This is a genomic window from Shewanella eurypsychrophilus (assembly GCF_007004545.3).
Classification (GTDB): Bacteria; Pseudomonadota; Gammaproteobacteria; order Enterobacterales; family Shewanellaceae; genus Shewanella; species Shewanella eurypsychrophilus.
The window spans coordinates 261,093-279,704 of sequence record NZ_CP045503.2; the positions used below are offsets into that span (position 1 = coordinate 261,093).

General features: G+C 44.4%; 17 protein-coding genes. 11 read left to right on the forward strand and 6 right to left on the reverse strand.

Annotation, left to right across the window (positions count from 1 at the left end):
- Positions 1–242: 242 nt before the first annotated feature.
- The 3 genes from FM038_RS01150 to FM038_RS01160 all read right to left on the reverse strand — a co-directional run bounded on the left by FM038_RS01150 (position 243) and on the right by FM038_RS01160 (position 2,042).
- Positions 243–686: a hypothetical protein gene (locus FM038_RS01150; RefSeq protein WP_142873053.1), complete on the reverse strand. Its 444-nt coding sequence runs from the start codon at positions 684–686 to the stop codon at positions 243–245.
- 222 nt (positions 687–908) lie between these two features.
- On the reverse strand, positions 909–1,346 hold the full coding sequence (locus FM038_RS01155) for a DUF2057 family protein (RefSeq protein ID WP_142873052.1): 438 nt from the start codon (positions 1,344–1,346) through the stop codon (positions 909–911).
- A 192-nt stretch (positions 1,347–1,538) separates the two neighbouring features.
- Complete coding sequence (locus FM038_RS01160) at positions 1,539–2,042, reverse strand: hypothetical protein (protein ID WP_142873051.1); 504 nt, start codon at positions 2,040–2,042, stop codon at positions 1,539–1,541.
- A gap of 414 nt (positions 2,043–2,456) precedes the next feature.
- On the opposite strand from FM038_RS01160, the gene FM038_RS01165 reads away from it, so the two are divergent.
- From FM038_RS01165 to fhuB, 7 genes are all read left to right on the forward strand, one after another.
- The gene (locus FM038_RS01165) at positions 2,457–3,020 is read left to right on the forward strand and encodes a NapC/NirT family cytochrome c (RefSeq protein WP_142873050.1); all 564 of its coding nucleotides are present in this window, start codon (positions 2,457–2,459) and stop codon (positions 3,018–3,020) included.
- 253 nt (positions 3,021–3,273) lie between these two features.
- Entirely contained in the window at positions 3,274–4,197 is a 924-nt protein-coding gene (locus FM038_RS01170; RefSeq protein ID WP_142873049.1) for an AraC family transcriptional regulator, read from the forward strand.
- Positions 4,198–4,408: 211 nt separating this feature from the next.
- Complete coding sequence (locus FM038_RS01175; protein ID WP_199242721.1) at positions 4,409–6,595, forward strand: TonB-dependent siderophore receptor; 2,187 nt, start codon at positions 4,409–4,411, stop codon at positions 6,593–6,595.
- Between the two features lie 59 nt (positions 6,596–6,654).
- Complete coding sequence (locus FM038_RS01180) at positions 6,655–7,377, forward strand: siderophore ferric iron reductase (protein ID WP_142873048.1); 723 nt, start codon at positions 6,655–6,657, stop codon at positions 7,375–7,377.
- Entirely contained in the window at positions 7,365–8,132 is a 768-nt protein-coding gene (locus tag FM038_RS01185; RefSeq protein ID WP_142873047.1) for an ABC transporter ATP-binding protein, read from the forward strand. Before FM038_RS01180 ends, FM038_RS01185 begins: the two co-directional genes overlap by 13 nt.
- Positions 8,126–9,127, forward strand: a complete 1,002-nt coding sequence (locus FM038_RS01190; RefSeq protein WP_142873046.1) for an iron-siderophore ABC transporter substrate-binding protein — start codon at positions 8,126–8,128, stop codon at positions 9,125–9,127. The genes FM038_RS01185 and FM038_RS01190 overlap by 7 nt, the downstream gene beginning before the upstream one ends.
- The gene (fhuB, locus tag FM038_RS01195) at positions 9,127–11,130 is read left to right on the forward strand and encodes a Fe(3+)-hydroxamate ABC transporter permease FhuB (RefSeq protein WP_142873045.1); all 2,004 of its coding nucleotides are present in this window, start codon (positions 9,127–9,129) and stop codon (positions 11,128–11,130) included. The genes FM038_RS01190 and fhuB overlap by 1 nt, the downstream gene beginning before the upstream one ends.
- A 49-nt stretch (positions 11,131–11,179) precedes the next feature.
- Here fhuB and FM038_RS01200 read toward each other — a convergent pair whose 3' ends face one another.
- The gene (locus FM038_RS01200; RefSeq protein ID WP_142873044.1) at positions 11,180–11,464 is read right to left on the reverse strand and encodes a DUF1145 domain-containing protein; all 285 of its coding nucleotides are present in this window, start codon (positions 11,462–11,464) and stop codon (positions 11,180–11,182) included.
- A 76-nt stretch (positions 11,465–11,540) separates the two neighbouring features.
- Positions 11,541–12,122, reverse strand: coding sequence for a 16S rRNA (guanine(966)-N(2))-methyltransferase RsmD (gene rsmD, locus FM038_RS01205; protein WP_142873043.1), 582 nt, complete (start codon positions 12,120–12,122; stop codon positions 11,541–11,543).
- Positions 12,123–12,392: 270 nt separating this feature from the next.
- Here rsmD and ftsY point away from each other — a divergent pair, with 270 nt between their 5' ends.
- From ftsY to rpoH, 4 genes are all read left to right on the forward strand, one after another.
- Positions 12,393–14,111, forward strand: a complete 1,719-nt coding sequence (ftsY, locus tag FM038_RS01210; protein WP_142873042.1) for a signal recognition particle-docking protein FtsY — start codon at positions 12,393–12,395, stop codon at positions 14,109–14,111.
- A gap of 48 nt (positions 14,112–14,159) precedes the next feature.
- A complete protein-coding gene (gene ftsE, locus FM038_RS01215; protein ID WP_142873041.1) occupies positions 14,160–14,855 on the forward strand; it encodes a cell division ATP-binding protein FtsE in 696 nt (231 codons plus the stop codon).
- Between the two features lie 38 nt (positions 14,856–14,893).
- The gene (ftsX, locus tag FM038_RS01220; protein WP_142873040.1) at positions 14,894–15,859 is read left to right on the forward strand and encodes a permease-like cell division protein FtsX; all 966 of its coding nucleotides are present in this window, start codon (positions 14,894–14,896) and stop codon (positions 15,857–15,859) included.
- A 363-nt stretch (positions 15,860–16,222) separates the two neighbouring features.
- Positions 16,223–17,083, forward strand: coding sequence for an RNA polymerase sigma factor RpoH (rpoH, locus tag FM038_RS01225; protein ID WP_142873039.1), 861 nt, complete (start codon positions 16,223–16,225; stop codon positions 17,081–17,083).
- A 102-nt stretch (positions 17,084–17,185) separates the two neighbouring features.
- On the opposite strand, the gene menE is transcribed toward rpoH, so the two are convergent.
- A complete protein-coding gene (gene menE / locus FM038_RS01230; RefSeq protein ID WP_142873038.1) occupies positions 17,186–18,610 on the reverse strand; it encodes an o-succinylbenzoate--CoA ligase in 1,425 nt (474 codons plus the stop codon).
- Positions 18,611–18,612: the final 2 nt, after the last annotated feature.

An 18,612-nucleotide genomic window follows, 5' to 3' on the forward strand; every position in this document is an offset into this window, starting at 1 on the left:
GGCGGCCGTCTAGGTTAGATCTAATAGATCAAAATAAGTAACGGCTAATATAAAACCAATCGCAATGAATAACAGTCTTGATTAAGCACAATAAGTCATTCGTCTGACAGACAGAACAAATTGAGCCGTTAAGAACTTAGTTAACAATCGGATCGATATTAATAATTGTTTTAAAGATATAGCTAAGCAAGTAATCAAAAGATTACTGAATTTAAGATAAATGTATCTTAAATCTTGTGTGATTAAGCTATAGGAGGTTTGATATCTTTAGCGATAGAGATTGAATGGAAATGAGGCATTTGAGTGGCCATAGCTAACTCTGAGGGACTAAATCCTGGCCAAGAAGTAGTTTCAAATAGAGTACCTGTCACTGAGATAACCAGACAATGGTTACAATCACCCTGGCAATATCCGTTGCCGTTACAGCAGCTCTGAGTTTCGTCGGGAAGCACTTCGTCGATTTGCTCTGAGTCGCAGCAAGGGGAGGTATCACTTGTCTGTTGCTCTGTATGGCAAGTAGCTCCATTTTTCATGGTCATCATCTGTGAATGATGAGAACTAGACATCATCGCTTCATGAGCTTGTGCTTTTCCGACCATAAATGATCCATTAGATAGCAGCCCTTGGCTCAGCATAGCGAGCAGGGTAAAAGCTATTAATGTATGGCGGCGAAAAAACGTAAGCATAAAGCATCCGATAATGAAGTGTGGCTAGTTTATCATGAGTAAGTAATAGTGCATTGACTGAATTCACATTTATCGAGTTAAATTCGAAATGATAACCCAATATTCATTGCCTAATGACTATTACCCATATTCACGTTAGGTAGCGCTGATGTACTGATAACATAGTATCTAGCCATTACAAGAAGTGAATGTCTTGCAATGGCATAGAAAAAGATACAAGTATTATTGCCTAGCAAGTAATAGCTTAGCCATAAGCTGGTGGTGAGTCAGCAAGGCGACGTCTTTACTGTCTCCTTGTGCACCGGTGAGGGTGATCACTGGATTATCGATAAAGTCATAGGCTTCTTCTTCAGTATCAATGACTGGGGTCATCGCCTGGTATTGCCCTTGATCTGATTCCAGAATCAGATATAAGGGGGCCGATTTGACCCATGCTCCTGAATCATCAGCATTAACTTCAAAGATATCGTGATACTTAAGCTCAATAAGGTTTTTGCCATCTGCGAGCTGGATCTGATGAGCACCAAACTTAGTTTCACCATTGATGCCTGTCACAGCAAGTGAATCGGGAAATGATACGCTTGCAGCAGACGATGCGAAGCTAGTAACGGCAGTAAGACTTGCAACGGTTAGGGCGATAGCAGTGATAAATGTTTTCATAATAGACTCCAATTGGGTACCGAGCTAAGACAGGAGTGAGTAATAAGTATCAACCAGCTATGAAGTGCTCTTCGATTTATTCAAGAGCTCAGCTTCATAGACATAGGCAATAGACTCTGTCTTATGGCATAAATAATTTATTAATCTTTGGGTGCGCAAGAGTAAAATTTTCAAGCGCCAAGCTGTAAACGGTTAAGTTAAGCGAGTCCAAATTGGAGGGGGATTTACACTAGCAAGTTCTGCTGTTTGGGTTGACCAAGACAAGGTTTGTACTGGAGCACTCGATTCAGGAGTTGTCAGAGTAAACTGAGCCTGAATCAGGATACCAGTCGTACTGGCACAATGTGATACGCAATCACCAGCAGCTATCATTTCACAAAGAGCATCACAGTCGATAAGTATATCACTGTCATTACTACTCATATTAGACACCATCATGTCACAGTCTTGCTCACCATGTTTCATGATCCCAGCTTCGTTAGAGAAGGTGGTAGCGTCTACAATGGATGATTGCATCATACTCGACGTAAGCGTTGGACTCTGCTGGATGACTGGCATTAACTCTGAACTATCGTCATGTGTCATTTCAGCGTGAGTAAATGCATGCAAAAAGCTCGGCATCGCCATCGCTGGCGTAAGCAAAAATTGCCCGACCAGTGAGATGATTAATACCAAATGTGCTAATTGCTTTGTCATTTTTCTGGTAATTCGCTAAATGAATACTGTGATGACTTAATAGACCCAGTGGATCTTAAAAAAGTTTCAAATTTTTAATTTTTTTTTCGTGATTAGGGTCAAAAAATAGCTTAATAGGACTAAAATATATCTAAACAGATATAAAAGTACTTACCTATCAACTAATTACGCGTATTTCCTTGCTATAAGTATGGCTTTCCGCTAACTTTAGCTTGTGTGAATATAATTTGAACTAAGTACAAAATTCTATTTTTCGTAAATAGAGTTAGAGCTAGATCTCATTTTGTACTTTTTCAGCCAGATCAATGAGTAGGTTCTGGTTTATAATTTGCCTTAATAGAGATGAAGTAATAATAAGTACCAATACATTGAGTATTAAGTACTAAATAAAAACCATATTTACGGAGAAGAGTGATGAACTGGCGTGCACTATTTAAACCAAGCGCGAAATACTCAATACTAGCCCTACTAGTAGTTGGTATTGTCGTTGGTGTTGTTGGCTATTTTGCTACACAACAAACTTTACACGCGACAAGTACAGATGAGTTCTGTATGTCTTGTCATAGCAATCACTCTTTGAAAGATGAAGTGATGGCATCTGCACACGGTGCAGGTCGCGCAGGTGTGACGGTTCAGTGTCAAGATTGTCACCTTCCGCATAACCCTGTTGAGTATCTAGTGAAGAAGATCATCGTGTCTAAAGACCTTTACGGTTTCTTGACTATCGATGGATTCAACACTCAAGAGTGGCTAGATGAGAACCGCAAAGAGCAAGCTGAACATGCGCTTAAATACTTTAAGAGCACTGATTCTGCGAACTGCCAACATTGTCATACTCGTATTTACGAGAATCAGCCTGAAGCGATGAAGAAGATGGCTAAGAGAATGCATGAACGCAACTTCAAGAAAGACGCTGATAAGCGTAAGACTTGTGTAGACTGCCACAAAGGTGTAGCACACGTTTATCCTAAGGGATAAGTCTTAAAGGCTTAACGCCAATATAGAATAATGTGAAAGCCCCATAGTTAACGCTATGGGGCTTTTTTATGTTTGTGCTTTCCATTGATAAAAGCAGTGGCTGCGAAGCTTATACCAATTGGTATTAAAGTGAGTTTGTACCAGCTTGTATCATTATGAGTTAATATACTACAAGGGTATTACTCATCACCTATCAGCCCTAGTAAACTAATTTCCTATTTCGCCATTTTCATCTACTGCTCAAGGGAGGTTTATGTCTAATCGTTCACCTCTTACCCGCATCGAAGGGGTATTGGACTATATCCACGACAATCTGGATAAGACTCTGTCACTGGAGGATCTAGCCGATCAGAGTTGTTGGTCAAGATGGCAGTTGCAGCGAGTATTTCAGAGCCAGACAGGCTTAAGTGTTGCTCAATATATCAGAGAGCTAAAGCTGAGCTTAGCTGCAGAACGTGTGCTTGCTGGACAAGAGCGTATGCTAGATATTGCCTATGAACTGGGTTTTAACTCCGAAGTCAGTTTTAGTCGCGCCTTTAAGCAGTTTTTTTCCTCTAGTCCAAGGGAATATAGACAGAGAGGCTTGAGAGTTGGTTTAAGAACACCTTTGGCTAAGTTATCTAAACTGGCTTCTGACTATGTTGTAGATAATGCATTTTTGCAGACACGCATTGAATATAAGCCATCTTTTATCTTCTATGGTGTCTCTTCACCTTTTAAGGGCTTACTTTCCGATAAGCCTGATTTTTCTACTATCGTGCCAGAAACCTGGCATCAGTTGCACAAGATTATTGATGCTATTAACTTGCCTGAAGTTAACTTGTTAGGGGTTATCGATACCCGCAATGAGTTTGATGAAGTCACACAGCTGAATTATTGGGCCGGTGTCACATGCATTTCCGCCCAGAATGAGGTAGATGTCGATATCAGGCTGACCAGGCTAGATATTCCTGCACAAGAATATGCGGTGGTTTCCTATGACGGTGCCGTCAGTGGCTTCGGCCATGTGGTGGAATGGTTAATCTGTCATTGGTTACCTGAGTCTGAGTACGTTGGAATTGAAGGTTTCGAATTAGAGAATTATGGGACATCATCAAAAAATGAACTCTTGGTAGAGGGGGAGACTCAATCAAGAGTTAAGATGGAATATTGGCTTCCAGTAAAGAAAAAGCGCTAGCGCTTTCAGATTTGATTAAATTGTGATGTCACTCCCGATCCTATGAACTAACTCAAAATTTACATTCATCATGCACCAAATTGTTAATTTTCTCTCCGCTAAAGCCTATACTATTCACGCCTGATAATCATTCTCATTTATATTCTCAAAGGTGAAGTTGAATTACTTAATCACTTTTGGGCGTGCTTAACCGGAATTAGTAGAGGGCTCCATGGTCTCAAGTAAGCGTAATAGGGTATTTCATCGCACAGTCTTAGCGATGGCGATCACATCTTCATTATCATTATCATTATCATTATCATTTTCAATTTCGGCTTTTGCTGCGACAGAAGATGAACTAGTGATTGAAGTTCCTCAGATGGAGACGATTACCGTACTCGGTCATGCATATCGCAATACGGCAACTAAGACCTCGCTACTTCCTGAAGATACCCCACAGGGGATCACGATTATCGACAGCGAGCTGCTCAAAGAGCGTGGTGTAAAATCGTTAAATCAGGCGCTCCGTTATGTTCCGGGCGTGACTACCGAGCAAAAAGGTGGCGCGGTGACCATGTATGACACCTTTAATATTCGTGGTTTCGATGTGAGCCAAAGTTACTACGATGGCCTAGTACTTCAGTCATTAACAGGCTGGAACCTACAGCCTCAGATAGATCCTATTGCCATTGAGCAAGTTGAGGTCTTCAAAGGACCGACATCTGTACTTTATGGCTCTATGCCACCGGGTGGCATGGTGAATATGATCGCCAAAACACCGCAGACTACAGCTAACACAGAGATCACTGCTGCTACAGGTTCAAATAACCTGATGGAAGCTTCGATCGATACTACGGGTCAGATCGGTGACAGTGATTTTTCATACCGCATAATAGCCCTAGCCCGGAAGAAAGATGGCCAGGTAGATCATACCGAAGAGGAGCGCTACGTTTTTGCACCTTCCTTAGATTGGAACATATCAGATAGCACCTATATCAACTTCAATCTTTACTATCAAAATGATCCTGCCATGGGGATGAACTCATCTTTGCCGGCTTCGGGAATGATCTATGATAATCCAGCGGGCAGTACCAGCCCATCAACCTTTGCCGGTGATAAAAATTGGAGTAGCTTCGAGCGTGAATTCTGGATGGCGGGTTATAAGCTAAATCATGATTTCAACGATAATTGGTCTTTCCTACAGAGTTTCCGTTATCTGGATGCTCAGCTGCATCAGGAAAATACCTATCATGTGGCGGGTAACTTCGACCCGGTCACGGGGAACTTAGACAGAAATATCTACAGTACCGATGAAGACTCTAGCGGTTATACGGTCGATAACCAGTTATCGGGTAACTTCTATACCGGTAATCTAGAACACAATGTGTTGATCGGGGTCGATTACCAGAGGATGAGTGGAACGTCTGCATACTCTGAGTTTGGTACCACTAGCCAGTTTGGTGATTTCAATATCTTTAATCCAAATAATGACATGATAGATCCGAGCAAACTGACCTCTACCTATGAAGCCAGAGACAATGTAAAACTTGAGCAGTTAGGCTTCTACTTTCAGGACCAGCTACGTATAGACAAGCTTATCCTGATCGCCGGTGGCCGTTTCGATGACTTTAGCGCTTCGAGTCAGTACGCCGATAGTGATGCCAAGAGTGAAGCCAATCATAATCAGTTCTCTTACCGTGTCGGTGCCATGTATGAGTTCGATAATGGCGTCTCTCCCTTTATGAGCTACGCCACGAGTTTCGAGCCTGCGGCCGGCACTAAGTCCGATGGCAGCACTTATAAACCTGAACTCGGTGAGCAGTTTGAGGCGGGGCTCAAGTATATCTCGCCGGCTCAGGATATGACGGCCAGCATCTCCTATTTCAACATAGTGAAGAGCGATGCCCTGATGGCAGATCCGAGCGACCCCTGGGGAAATAAACTCCAGGTTGGTGAGGTGCAATCCCAAGGAGTCGAGCTCGAGGGGCAGTGGTACCTGACGGACAGTTTCGATATTTTAGCCAGCTACACCTATATAGATATGGAGATCACCAAAGACAGTGGTAACGATCTTCAGGGTAAGACGCCCATCTATGTACCCGAGCATACGGCGACACTATGGACTAATTATTACATAGATTCTGGCGTCCTCAGCGGCACGCGTATCGGTGGTGGCGTGCGTTATGTCGGCGAGATGCAGATGGATGCAAATAACACGGATAAGGTTGATTCATATACCTTAGTTGATCTGTCTCTTGGTTATGACCTGAGTACATTAAGCAGTAACTTAAATGGCGCGAGCATGACGCTTATCGCTAATAATCTATTCAACGAGGAGTATTACACTTGCTACGACTCGATGAATTGCTGGTATGGCGCAGAACGAACTGTCGAATTGAACATTAAGTACAACTTCTAGCTACTCACTATGGCGGAGCTCGATTCTCCGCCATAGTGCATCAATTTTGGAGGGTTTAGATGAGCCAAGCCGTTTTAGCGCAACTCTTTAAGCAATGTGAGCGAGTCACTCCCTATTTGAAGGGGGAGCTTGGCCGTTCGACTAAAGAGATGATTTCAACGCAAGGTTCAAATCTGGTGCAGATCAAGTCGCTCTACCGTGGTCTTCAAACCAACAGCCCAGAAGCAGAAAAGGTATACTGGTTAACTCGTAGCTGGGATCTTTTAACCTGGCAGCCACTCTATTTAGCCTTTACTGCTATCTATAGTATGAAGTCACTGCCTAACCTGAGTCATATGGCTCAGCATCAAAAACATGGCTTGATAGCCGGATTCAGGTTGAACGAAGTGGAATGTACCCGGGGCGATTATGCATGCTTGATCCACAAGGCGGGTCAACAATTGTCGCAGATGTTCGAGCATTATAGAGTCGAGCTGGATCTATGGTTAAGGTGTCGTCCGGGTTTTGTACAGCACTTAGTCGCAGATGCGATACTGGCTAAATTACTCGAGGTGCAAAAGCAGCACTCAGAGATGACAGATAGCCTTGTTTTACATCATGCGACGTTATGGTTGTCAGCATTCAATATCTCGAATAAACATTTAGCCTCTCTTTATCTATCCAAGCTAGACAATAAACTTAAGTTGAGCCGTACTAGTTGCTGCTCAGTCTATAAAACCAAATCGGGCACCGTTTGTGACAATTGTCCTCGATTAAGGCAAAAGAAAAGATGTATCAATTAACCAATGTCAAAGTTATCCGCAGTGAACGTACTATTCTGGATATTGATGAATTATCAATAGATCCTCACGCACTTACAGTTGTACTTGGCCACAATGGCTCGGGTAAATCGACATTAGTTAATCTGCTCGCTAATCAGTTCTCGCCGGAAGAGGGGGAAGTGACTCTAGCTAATAAGCCCTTGAGTGCATATGGTGCTAAGGAGCTCGCGCAAACCGTGGCGTATCTGCCGCAGAAACTGCCTGAAGTTGCTGGACTGAATGTCGCTGAATTGGTTCGGCTGGGACGTTTTCCATGGCGTGGAGCATTGGGTAGATGGCGCAAAGAAGATGATGAAATCATCCATAATGCCATGTGTGAAACTGGGGTCGAAGAGTTCAAGGATATCCTTGCCGATCAACTCTCAGGTGGTGAGCGTCAACGCACTTGGGTTGCTATGTTACTTGCCCAGCAAGCCGACCTACTCATTTTGGATGAACCGACTTCCGCCTTAGATATTCAACATCAATACCAATTAATGCAATTGCTTAGTGAACTCAATAAACGCACCGGTAAAGGCGTCATCGTTATTTTGCATGATCTAAACCTAGCTCTACGTTATGCGACTCATATTTTGGCATTAAAAGCGGGCAAGATTGCTTTCACGGGGGAGGTTGATGTCTTGCTGGATGAGAAGTTGTTGTCGGATCTTTATTCGACCCCAGTGCAATTGATCGATCACCCTGAGCTAGACCATAAAGTGGCCGTTGTATGTTAGCTTCTGTTCGTTTTATTACTGCTGTCACTCTTCTATCGCTATTGTCGAGTGTCAGTCATGCAGAGATCACGGTTGAAGATAGCCGTGGCCAGCAGCAGTTAGTGAAAACTCCCACCAGAGTTGCAGCCCTCAATTGGGATATTGCCGAGCAGGTTTTAGAGCTTGGTGTCATTCCAATTGCCATGCCAGATATCGATGGCTATCGGGAATGGGTGATGAAGCCAGCAGTACCCGATTCAGTGTTAAATATTGGTACCCGAGTAGAGCCAAACTTTCAAAGGTTAGCGGCACTTAAGCCAGACCTGATTATTATCGCATCACCTCAGTTAGATCTAATGCCAAAACTTGAACTGATAGCCCCTGTGCTTTTTTATCAAACCTATAGCGAACACCACGACAATGCTCAAGCGGCGATCGACAACTTCAAGCTGCTGGCTAAAGCACTTGGACGCGAGCAGTTTGCAAAGGCAAGGCTTGCAGAGATGGAGATCAAGATTGCCACTATGAGACAGCAACTGGAACAAGCTTACGCAGGCACTCTGCCAAAAGTCACCAGCTTTAGATTTGCTAGCATGACCTCAATTTATCAGTTTGGGGATAACTCTACAGCGCAATATGCGCTTTCTTTGCTTGGTATGAAGCCTGCGATTGAGCAGGGGAGAACTCAATGGGGGGCAAGACAGAAGCGACTAAAAGAGTTGCGTCACGTGGGGGATGGTATCGCACTTTATTTTCAACCTTTTGCCCAAGAGGCTGAATTAGAAGCTAGCGTAATGTGGCAGGCTATGCCCTTTGTTCGCGGTCAACGGATGAATAGTGTTGAATCTGCATGGAACTATGGCGGTGCGATTTCGATTGAATATATGGCTGCTGCGTTAACCCGCAGCTTGTTAGAAATAGCGCCTATTAAGCTTGACCCTTATAGCGAGACTGAAGTTAATTCAGTTTCTAAACTTGATACCACACCTACAGCAACAGGCGAGACATACCAATAATGCCACGGGACCAATTTATTCGTTATTCGAGCACCTTTGCTCTCTTGCTACTGTTTGTGGCTATCTCGGCTCAAGTTGATACTCAGATCTCGCTGTCGAGCCAGTGGGAGCTGTTAAAAAGCTTCTCCCAAAGGCAGTTACTGGCTAACAGCTTTGATGAGATCATGTTTGTTGAATCTCAGCTACCTCGTATTGTGATGGCCATCCTAGTAGGAGCAATGTTGGGATTAGTGGGCAGCTTGATGCAGCAACTGACCCAAAATCCACTCGTGTCGCCACTTACCTTAGGCACTGCTTCGGGGGCCTGGTTAGCCCTAGTTATCGTTAATGTATTTTTCCCTAGTGCGGTGGGCGAGTATGCCTCATTTGCAGCCATGCTTGGTGCCATGTTAACGCTAGGCTTAGTGATCTTGATTGCAGGTATTCGTAACATGTCTGGCTTGCCAGTAGTGCTAGCAGGCATGGCGGTCAATATCTTGCTTGGCGCGATAGCGACGGCGATCATTCTGCTTAACGATCAATACGCCAAAAACCTGTTTATTTGGGGAGCGGGCGATCTCGCTCAGAATGGCTGGCAGCAGGTGCAATGGTTACTACCAAGGTTATCGGCTGCAGTACTGATCTTCATCTTTGCACCGCGAATATTATCCTTGCTGCGCATGGGCCAAGCAGGCGCAGCCGCTCGCGGTCTCAATATCATCCCAGCATTTTTAGGTCTGTTTGCTGTTGGCCTTTGGTTGGTAGCTTCCTCAATCACCGCTGTTGGTGTGATAAGTTTCATCGGGCTACTCGCGCCCAATATCGCCCGTCAGCTCGGTGCGAGAACCCCGAAGGATGAGTTACTATTTAGTATGTTATTAGGCGCTTTGGTGCTGGTGGCAACTGATGCCTTGGCGATGTTGATGAGCATCTACACGTTCGACCTTGTGCCGTCTGGTACGGCTGCTGCACTGATTGGTGCCCCAGCGCTTATCTGGTTTACCAGGCGTAAGATGGGGGCTCAAGATCAGCTATCCTTGTCGCTACCTAAGAGCCGTTACCAGATGACCTCCAAGGCTCTGCCCTTGATGGCATTATGCTTACTGGCCCTCACGATCATCTCTTTGTTTATCTCTAAGGCAACCGTAGAGCTGGAGATTGTTTGGCTGTTTTCACTGCCAGATGCCTTTGGTTGGGAGATCCGCTGGCCAAGACTACTGACCTCTATTGCATCCGGAGCAGGCCTAGCGGTGGCAGGTGTACTATTACAAAGACTTATTTATAACCCACTAGCCAGCCCGGATATCTTAGGTATCTCGGCGGGTGCGACATTAGCCCTAGTTGGCGGAAGTATCTTTCTCGGGCTCAATATCTTCGAAGGTACAACGGCTCTTGCCTTTATCGGTAGTATGTCGGTGCTTGGCTTGCTGCTTATATTAGGTAAGCGACACCAATATGCGCCATCTATGTTGATTTTAACGGGTATCGCCCTGACCGCATTGATTGAGGCTATGGTGCAGTTTGCCCTAGCTCGAGGTGATGAAACTTCCTATACCATTTTAAGTTGGCTCGCGGGTTCGACCTACCGCGTCACACCTATGTCGGCACTAATATTGGTGGCTGCAGTGGGGTTACTCATCGGTTTTGCACTGCTCACAGTACGTTGGTTAACACTTATCTCTACTGGGCGAGAGTTTGCTAAAGCTCGGGGACTCGATGTGCCCAAAGCTTTCGTGTTGTTGCTTTGCTGCGTGGCATTGCTTTGTGGCGCTGTGACGGCAACCATGGGACCGGTAGCCTTTGTTGGACTGCTTGCGCCCCATATGGCGGTGATCTTAGGTGCAAAAAGAGCGGAGTTACAGATACCCGTAGCGGCCATGATTGGCTCGGGACTGATGATTTTCTCAGACTGGTTAGGACAGAATTTAGTTTACCCGTCTCAGATAGCGGCTGGGACATTAGTCGCCATCGTTGGTGGGCTCTATTTTATCGCACTGTTAATTCAAGGGAGGCGGTCTACTTAGAAGGTGACTAAAAATATTCCTAGGTTCTAGAGCCTAGGAACTTAAAAAATTAGCTGCTCTTTGCTAATTTTTGTATCACCTGACTACGATACTTAAGCAGGCTAAATATTCCGAAGGTAAACACGCTGAAGTAGTCTGATTTGCTTAAGGTTAAAAGCGACTTGAACAGGGTATGGAAGATGATGACTTGAAAGCAGTGCATAAAGATGGTCACTGCAAACAATATATTTAGAATGACAGCGATATCGCCATCAAAGGGCATGATTAAATTGTAGGCCATCAAAAACCAGGCAAGTAGAGTAATAGCTTTTCCTGTTTTTACAATAAAATTCATTCAGTTTCTCTTTATTGGTATATTCTTTCGTAGCTCGTAGCTCGTAGCTCGTAGCTCGTAGTTCGTAGCTCGTAGCTTAAGGCTGATATTGATATAAGCGATATAAAACCTGACCGGCCTTTTTCTCTTTGAGCTGTACCCAATTGGCTGGCACCTGAAGTTGAGCCTGCTCACTTTCAGTTTCTACATAAATTTGAGCATTCTCTTTAAGCCAGTTGTTTTCGTCGATTAACTGAATACTCTTTTCGGCGAGCTCCTTTCTGAAAGGGGGATCGATATAAACAATATCGAAACCTTCAGTAGGTGCAATTGCTAATAGTTTGAGCGTGTCCCCCTTTACTACATCAGCTGTTGTGGGGTCACACTTAAGTGTTTGAAGGTTTTTGTTTAGCTGCTCAGCCGCGTTAGCTTGCAGTTCAAAAACCTTTCCATAACTAGCGTATCGAGAGAGAGATTCGAAAAACAGTGCCCCACTGCCGCCGAAGCAGTCCAGTACTCTTGCACCAGCAAGATCTCCAGCTAGCCAGTTAAATAGAGTCTCTCTGACTCTATCCGTCGTAGGGCGTAAGCCTTCAAGGTCGTGAATAGGAAGGCGGCGAGAGCGCCATTGCCCTGAAATGATACGGACTTGTCCGCTAGCGGGTCGATTTTTTGCCATTTTTTCCTGCCGATGCAGCTGTGATGTTGCCCTAAGCGAGAAAGTGATAGACTGTCTCGCTAATTTGAGTCGGCTATTTTACCCGAAAGCTTACAAAAATGGTGAAAACCTCAGGTTATCCTGTAAATTTTGTGCAGTTTAGCTTTATATAACTCTGTATCTGCAGGTTAATTTTTCTCACTATTGGGTATAATAGCGGCCATAAAGAGATCCCTTAAATCAAAGTGGGATAGAGAATTTTTGATCGTTAGTTGAGCACTGGACGTACACATGGCAAAGAAAGGTTTTTTTTCCTGGTTCCGCAAAGATAAATCGAAAGATGAAGTAAAGGCGCCAGAAGCAGAAGTTACAACTCCAGTTGCAACTGAGGCGAGTGATAATCAGCAAGATCAAGATGCGCTTGCTCGTAATGAGGCAGAACGTCTTGAAGCTGAACGTCTTGAAGTAGAAAAAGCAGAGGCAGCACGTCTTGAAGCTGAACATCTTGAGGCTGAAAAAGTAGAAACAGCACGTCTTGAAGCTCAAAGAGTTGAATCTGAACGTCTTGAAGCTCAAAGAGCTGAATCTGAACGTCTTGAAGCTCAAAGAGTTGAAACAGAACGTCTTGAAGCTCAAAGAGTTGAAACAGAACGTCTTGAAGCTCAAAGAGTTGAATCTGAACGTCTTGAAGCTCAAAGAGTTGAAACAGAGCGTCTTGAAGCTCAAAGAGTTGAAACAGAACGTCTTGAGGCTCAAAGAGTTGAAACAGAACGTCTTGAGGCTCAAAGAGTTGAAACAGAACGTCTTGAGGCTCAAAGAGTTGAAACAGAACGTCTTGAGGCTCAAAGAGTTGAAACAGAACGTCTTGAGGCTCAAAGTGAGGCTCAAAGAGTTGAAGCTGAACGTCTTGAAGCTCAAAGAGTTGAGGCAGAACGTCTCGAAGCAGAAAAAGCTGCAGAAGCTGCGCGCATAGAGGCTGAACGCCTTGAAGCTGAAAGTGCAGCAGAGGCTCTTGCAGCAGAAACAGCAGAGGTCGACGTAGAGCTGCAGCCTGAACCTCAGGTAAAACCTGTTAAAGAGGGATTCTTTGCTCGATTGAAGCGTGGCTTAAAGCGTACCAGTGAGAACATTGGTAGTGGCTTCGTTGGTCTGTTTAAAGGCAAGAAGATTGATGATGATCTTTTTGAAGAACTCGAAGAGCAGTTGCTTATTGCTGATGTTGGCGTCGAAACCACCACACGTCTTATCGATAGCCTGACCGAGCAAGCAAGCCGCAAGCAGCTTAAAGATGGTGAAGCCCTCTATGAGCTGCTTCGAGAAGAGATGCAGAAGACATTAGAGCCTGTTTCTATTCCACTGGTCCCTGAAAATGCAGATGGTCCTTTTGTTATCTTGATGGTAGGTGTCAATGGTGTTGGTAAGACAACAACCATAGGAAAGCTTGCCAAACAGTATCAGGCTCAAGGTAAATCGGTTATGTTAGCAGCAGGTGATACCTTCCGTGCTGCTGCGGTTGAGCAGTTGCAAGTATGGGGACAGCGTAATGATATTCCCGTCATTGCTCAGCACACTGGTGCTGACAGTGCCTCTGTATTGTTTGATGCCTTGCAAGCAGCACGAGCCCGAAATGTTGACGTATTAATTGCCGACACCGCAGGCCGTTTGCAGAATAAGGCTCACTTGATGGACGAACTGAAGAAAGTCGTTCGGGTGATGAAGAAGTTGGATGAAAATGCCCCCCATGAGGTGATGTTGACCTTAGATGCGGGCACAGGACAGAATGCGATTAGTCAGGCTGATCTGTTCAAGAAAGCGGTAGGTGTAACGGGGATTACTATCAGTAAGCTAGATGGTACGGCAAAAGGTGGGGTGATCTTCGCCATTGCCGATAAGTTTGGGATCCCTATACGTCATATCGGCGTCGGAGAGCAGATTGATGATCTTCGCACTTTCAATGCCAAAGACTTTGTCGATGCGCTGTTTACTCAAGAGAGTGATGAGAATAAGTAACTTATTTAGCGCCTAGACCAGACTCTTTCAGAGAGAAATGAGAAATAGATGATTCAATTTGAGCAGGTAAGTAAAGTTTATCCGGGTGGGCAGAAAGCGCTTACGGATGTGAATTTTCACCTTAAGAAAGGTGAAATGGCTTTTTTGACCGGTCACTCAGGGGCTGGGAAAAGTACCTTGCTCAAATTGATCACAGTTGTTGAGCGCGCAAGTGCCGGTCGTGTGTCGATCCATGGTCACAATATTGCTGACTTATCCCGTAAAGATGTCCCATTTTTACGACGCAACATAGGCATGATCTTCCAAAATCATCATCTGTTAATGGAGAAGAGTGTTTTCGATAACGTGGCGCTACCTTTAGTGATTGAAGGTTTTTCTCATGGTGAGATTAAAAAGCGAGTGCTTGCCGCATTAGATATGGTTGGTCTATATGGTAAAGAGCGCCATCAACCTATTATGCTATCAGGTGGTGAGCAGCAGCGCGTCGGTATCGCACGGGCTATCGTCAATAAACCTCCAATACTATTAGCGGATGAGCCCACAGGAAACTTAGATCCTAAGTTATCTATGGATATCTTACGCTTGTTTGAAACCTTTAATGATGCGGGCACCACAGTGCTTATTGCGACCCATGATCTGGGGCTTATCGCAAGAATGAAGTACCGTACTTTGACGCTAAAACAGGGAAGCGTACTAGGCGCAGAGGAGCTTCCTTCTTCTCTAGCTCATTCATTTAGCGTTTAACTCCTTTAACATTTGCCTAACGGAGCACAGGGAATAACATGAGCAAGAAGCCTCAGTTAATCAGAAGTAAATTACCAATCTCTGGCCGTATCGTGATGTTTTTTATTCGCCATATTCAGCATGCTATGGGCAGCATGGGCGAATTGTGGCGCAACCCCCTCTCCTCATTAATGACCATGGCTGTACTCGGTGTTAGCCTTAGCTTACCTGCCGCGCTGCAGGTTTTAGTTAAGAATGCTGAGACAATTACTCAGTCTTGGAATAATGCTGCCGAAATTTCTCTGTTTGTTGATGACGCGCGCAGCGAGAGAACGATTCAGAGCTTAATCACGCGTATTAAAGTGTATTCTGAGGTTAGTGAGGTCAGTTATATTAATCGCGATCAGGCATTGGAAGAGTTTCAAGCATTGTCTGGATTCGGTGAAGCCCTATCTTATTTGGACACTAACCCATTGCCTGCTGTGGTAACAGTGACTCCAAACTTAAGGTATTCCAGCCCAACTGGTGCACGTGAACTGCTTAAAAAATTAGAGTTAGAGCCTGAAGTGAGCTTTGGTCGCTTAGATATAGAGTGGTTAGAACGTCTTCAAGCCGTTGTACATTTGCTTGAGCGTACCGTATTGGCAATTGCAGCCTTACTGGTTTTGGCGGTGGTGCTAGTGATAGGTAACACAATACGTTTAGCCATCATGAATCGTCGTACTGAAATCGAGGTTATGAAGCTAGTGGGTGCGACAGAAGCCTTTATTCAGCGACCTTTTCTTTATACTGGGATCTGGTTTGGTATCATAGGTGGTGTGTTAGCTTGGATTATTATCAACCTTTTGGTTTGGTACTTAGACAGTGCTCTGGCCGAATTACTAGGCTTATATGGTAGTAAGTTGCAGATGCAGTCTTTATCTTTGGCCGAATTAGGTCAGCTAGTTGGTTTGGCTTCATTCTTAGGCTGGCTAGGCTCTTATCTGTCGGTACGCTATCATTTAAGAGCTATCGAACCTTCATAATTACAAGCTATAAGACTCATGGTTATAAACCTTCCAGTCTTATAGCTTTTATTCGCTTAATAAGCTTTATGAACTAATCTTCATTTGCTTTGTCTACTGTTTTGAGTCAAAACTATTCTAGGTAGGAAACCGTCTCTACCGAGATATTCAATTAATAGCAATTATTTCCTTTAAGGCATGTTGACATAAGTTGTCGGATCGCCGATAGTTCATCAGCTTGCCTTTATCGAAAAAGGGTAGGTTGCTACAAATTCTTTCACCGTGTTGTAATAAGTCGACAGAAAACACTGTCTTATAGGGCTGTGAAAGTTAATTAGCTGTATTTTGTTAGACGAATAAGATTTTGAAAAAGTAGGAGCGTGAATGACAAACCAAACGCAATCAATGACGTTAGCTGTTCCCCAAACAAGTGGCAGCTTAGAAGCTTATGTTCACTCGGCACACAACATCTCAATGTTGGAAGCTGGGCAGGAGTATGACTTGGCTAAACGTTTGCAAGAAACGGGTGATCTACAAGCAGCGAAAAAGCTGATTATGTCTCATCTACGTTTCGTTGTTCATGTTGCTAAGGGGTATTCCGGTTACGGTTTGCCTCAAGCCGATCTTATTCAAGAAGGTAATATTGGTCTGATGAAGGCGGTTAAGCGTTTCGATCCTGATGTTGGGGTGCGCTTGGTTTCTTTTGCCGTACATTGGATTAAAGCCGAAATACATGAGTTTGTGCTTAAAAACTGGCGTATTGTCAAAGTAGCGACCACTAAGGCTCAGCGTAAATTATTCTTTAATCTTCGTAAATCGAAGAAGCGTCTTGGTTGGTTTAGCGATGCAGAAGTGGGTATGGTTGCTGAAAACTTAGGTGTGTCTAAGGCCGATGTGACCGAGATGGAGTCGCGTATGGCGGCACAAGATCCCGCATTCGACCTTACTAGTGATAGCGATGATGATAACCAAGATTACGCGCCAGCGCTTTATCTTGAAGATCACTCTTCAGACCTTGCTAGTCAGGTTGAAACTGATGACTTAGAAGCTAGCAACCAGGCTCGCTTGTTATCAGCAATTAAAACACTCGATGAGCGTAGTCAGCATATCTTACAGGCTCGCTGGTTAAGTGAAGATAAAACGACTCTGCAAGAGTTAGCCGCAACGTATCAAGTATCTGCCGAGCGTATCAGGCAGCTTGAGAAAAATGCGATGAATAAGCTTAAAGGTCGAATGGAAACTTAGTCTTTCCCTCTATTCTATTAAGTGTAATTAGAACCTGCTACGGCAGGTTTTTTTATATTCTTAGAACCTAGAACCTAGAACCTAGAATCTAGGAACGAGTTTCTAAGATTTTAAAACCTCTTCTATCACCTGCTTGCGTGACACCTTTAGGCTGTTACTCTTCATTTCTGGCCAAGGAAAGTAATGGCGTGGACGCTTAAAGCGAGCGGCATGTTTGCAGACTAATGCGTCAAGCTCACTTTGAGCAAAGACCTTGCCTTTGATGATTGCTGCTGGCAGGTTGCCAAATTCCTCATCTGCTTGAGGGAAGAGGATAGCGTCTTCAACTTGAGGGTGTTGTTTAAGTATCGCCTCTATCTCCTCTGGCTGAACGTTCTCTCCACCACAGATAAACATGTTGTCACTACGGCCTAAAATTTTCAGATCGCCATTCGCATTCCACTCTCCACGATCTTTAGTGTTGAACCAGCCGTCGGAGTCTAGTGTCAGTTCAATCTGTTTCCTGTCTGTCGCGTAGGGCTTTAGGTAGCCTAAAAACAATGTCTCGCCCTTCACTAGAATATGACTATCTAGAATTTTGAGTCGCCGGTTTGCTAATAATTTACCGCTACTAGCATCTGCTTTGGCAATGCCTGTGGTGATCTGTGACCCCATCTCGGTCATACCATAACTGGTATAGCTGGTCACTCTTAGCTGTTTTAGTTTAGAAATCAGGCTTGCTGATATCGCACCGCCCCCGAGTAGTAGCGCCTTTACCTTGACCAAGCTGCTGGGATCTTGATTTAATATCCTAACAAGTTGAGTCGATACCAGTGAAAGATGAGTGATCTCATCTTGTTGAACTTGCTCTGATATCTGAGTGGTTTTATTTTCGAGAACAACAGTTGCGCAGGCTAAGGCGCAGCGGTTGATGATAGCTAAACCACCAATATGAAATAATGGTAGGGTCAGTAACCAGCGATCTTGTGACTGAAGTGAAATCAGCATTCGAGAACCTTCAGCGCTGGCAATATGATTGCTTAAACTATGCACTGCGGCCTTAGGGTTGCCACTGCTACCTGAGGTGAGAATAATATTCGCAGCCTGATGGATATCGATTGATTTGGCTTGTAGATCTACTCTTTTGGAAAGCGCTAGCTTGGAGAAATCTACAGCTATAGCCTCACACCCTAGCAGATCCTTATTTGGCTCAGCAGACCAAATTGCCTTGAGGTGATACTGCTCAATTAGCAGATTAATCTGACTTGCTGGGAAGCGTGGTGATAGAGGGCAAAAAAGCAGGCCCTGATCGATACAGGCCCAGTAAAGCTTGATTAACTCAACCGAGTTATTGTCGATACAAGCCAGTCTATCACCGCGTGTTAGCCCAGCAGCCAAAAGTTGCTCTCCAACTGCAACAACGCTTTGGCTAAGGGTTTGGTAATCTAACTGATGTTTAACGCCACCTTTATGCCAAGAGATAGCTATAGCGTTTGGTTGGGACTTAGCAGCCTGATGAAGCGGAGAGTGCGTATCGATACCAGTCATGG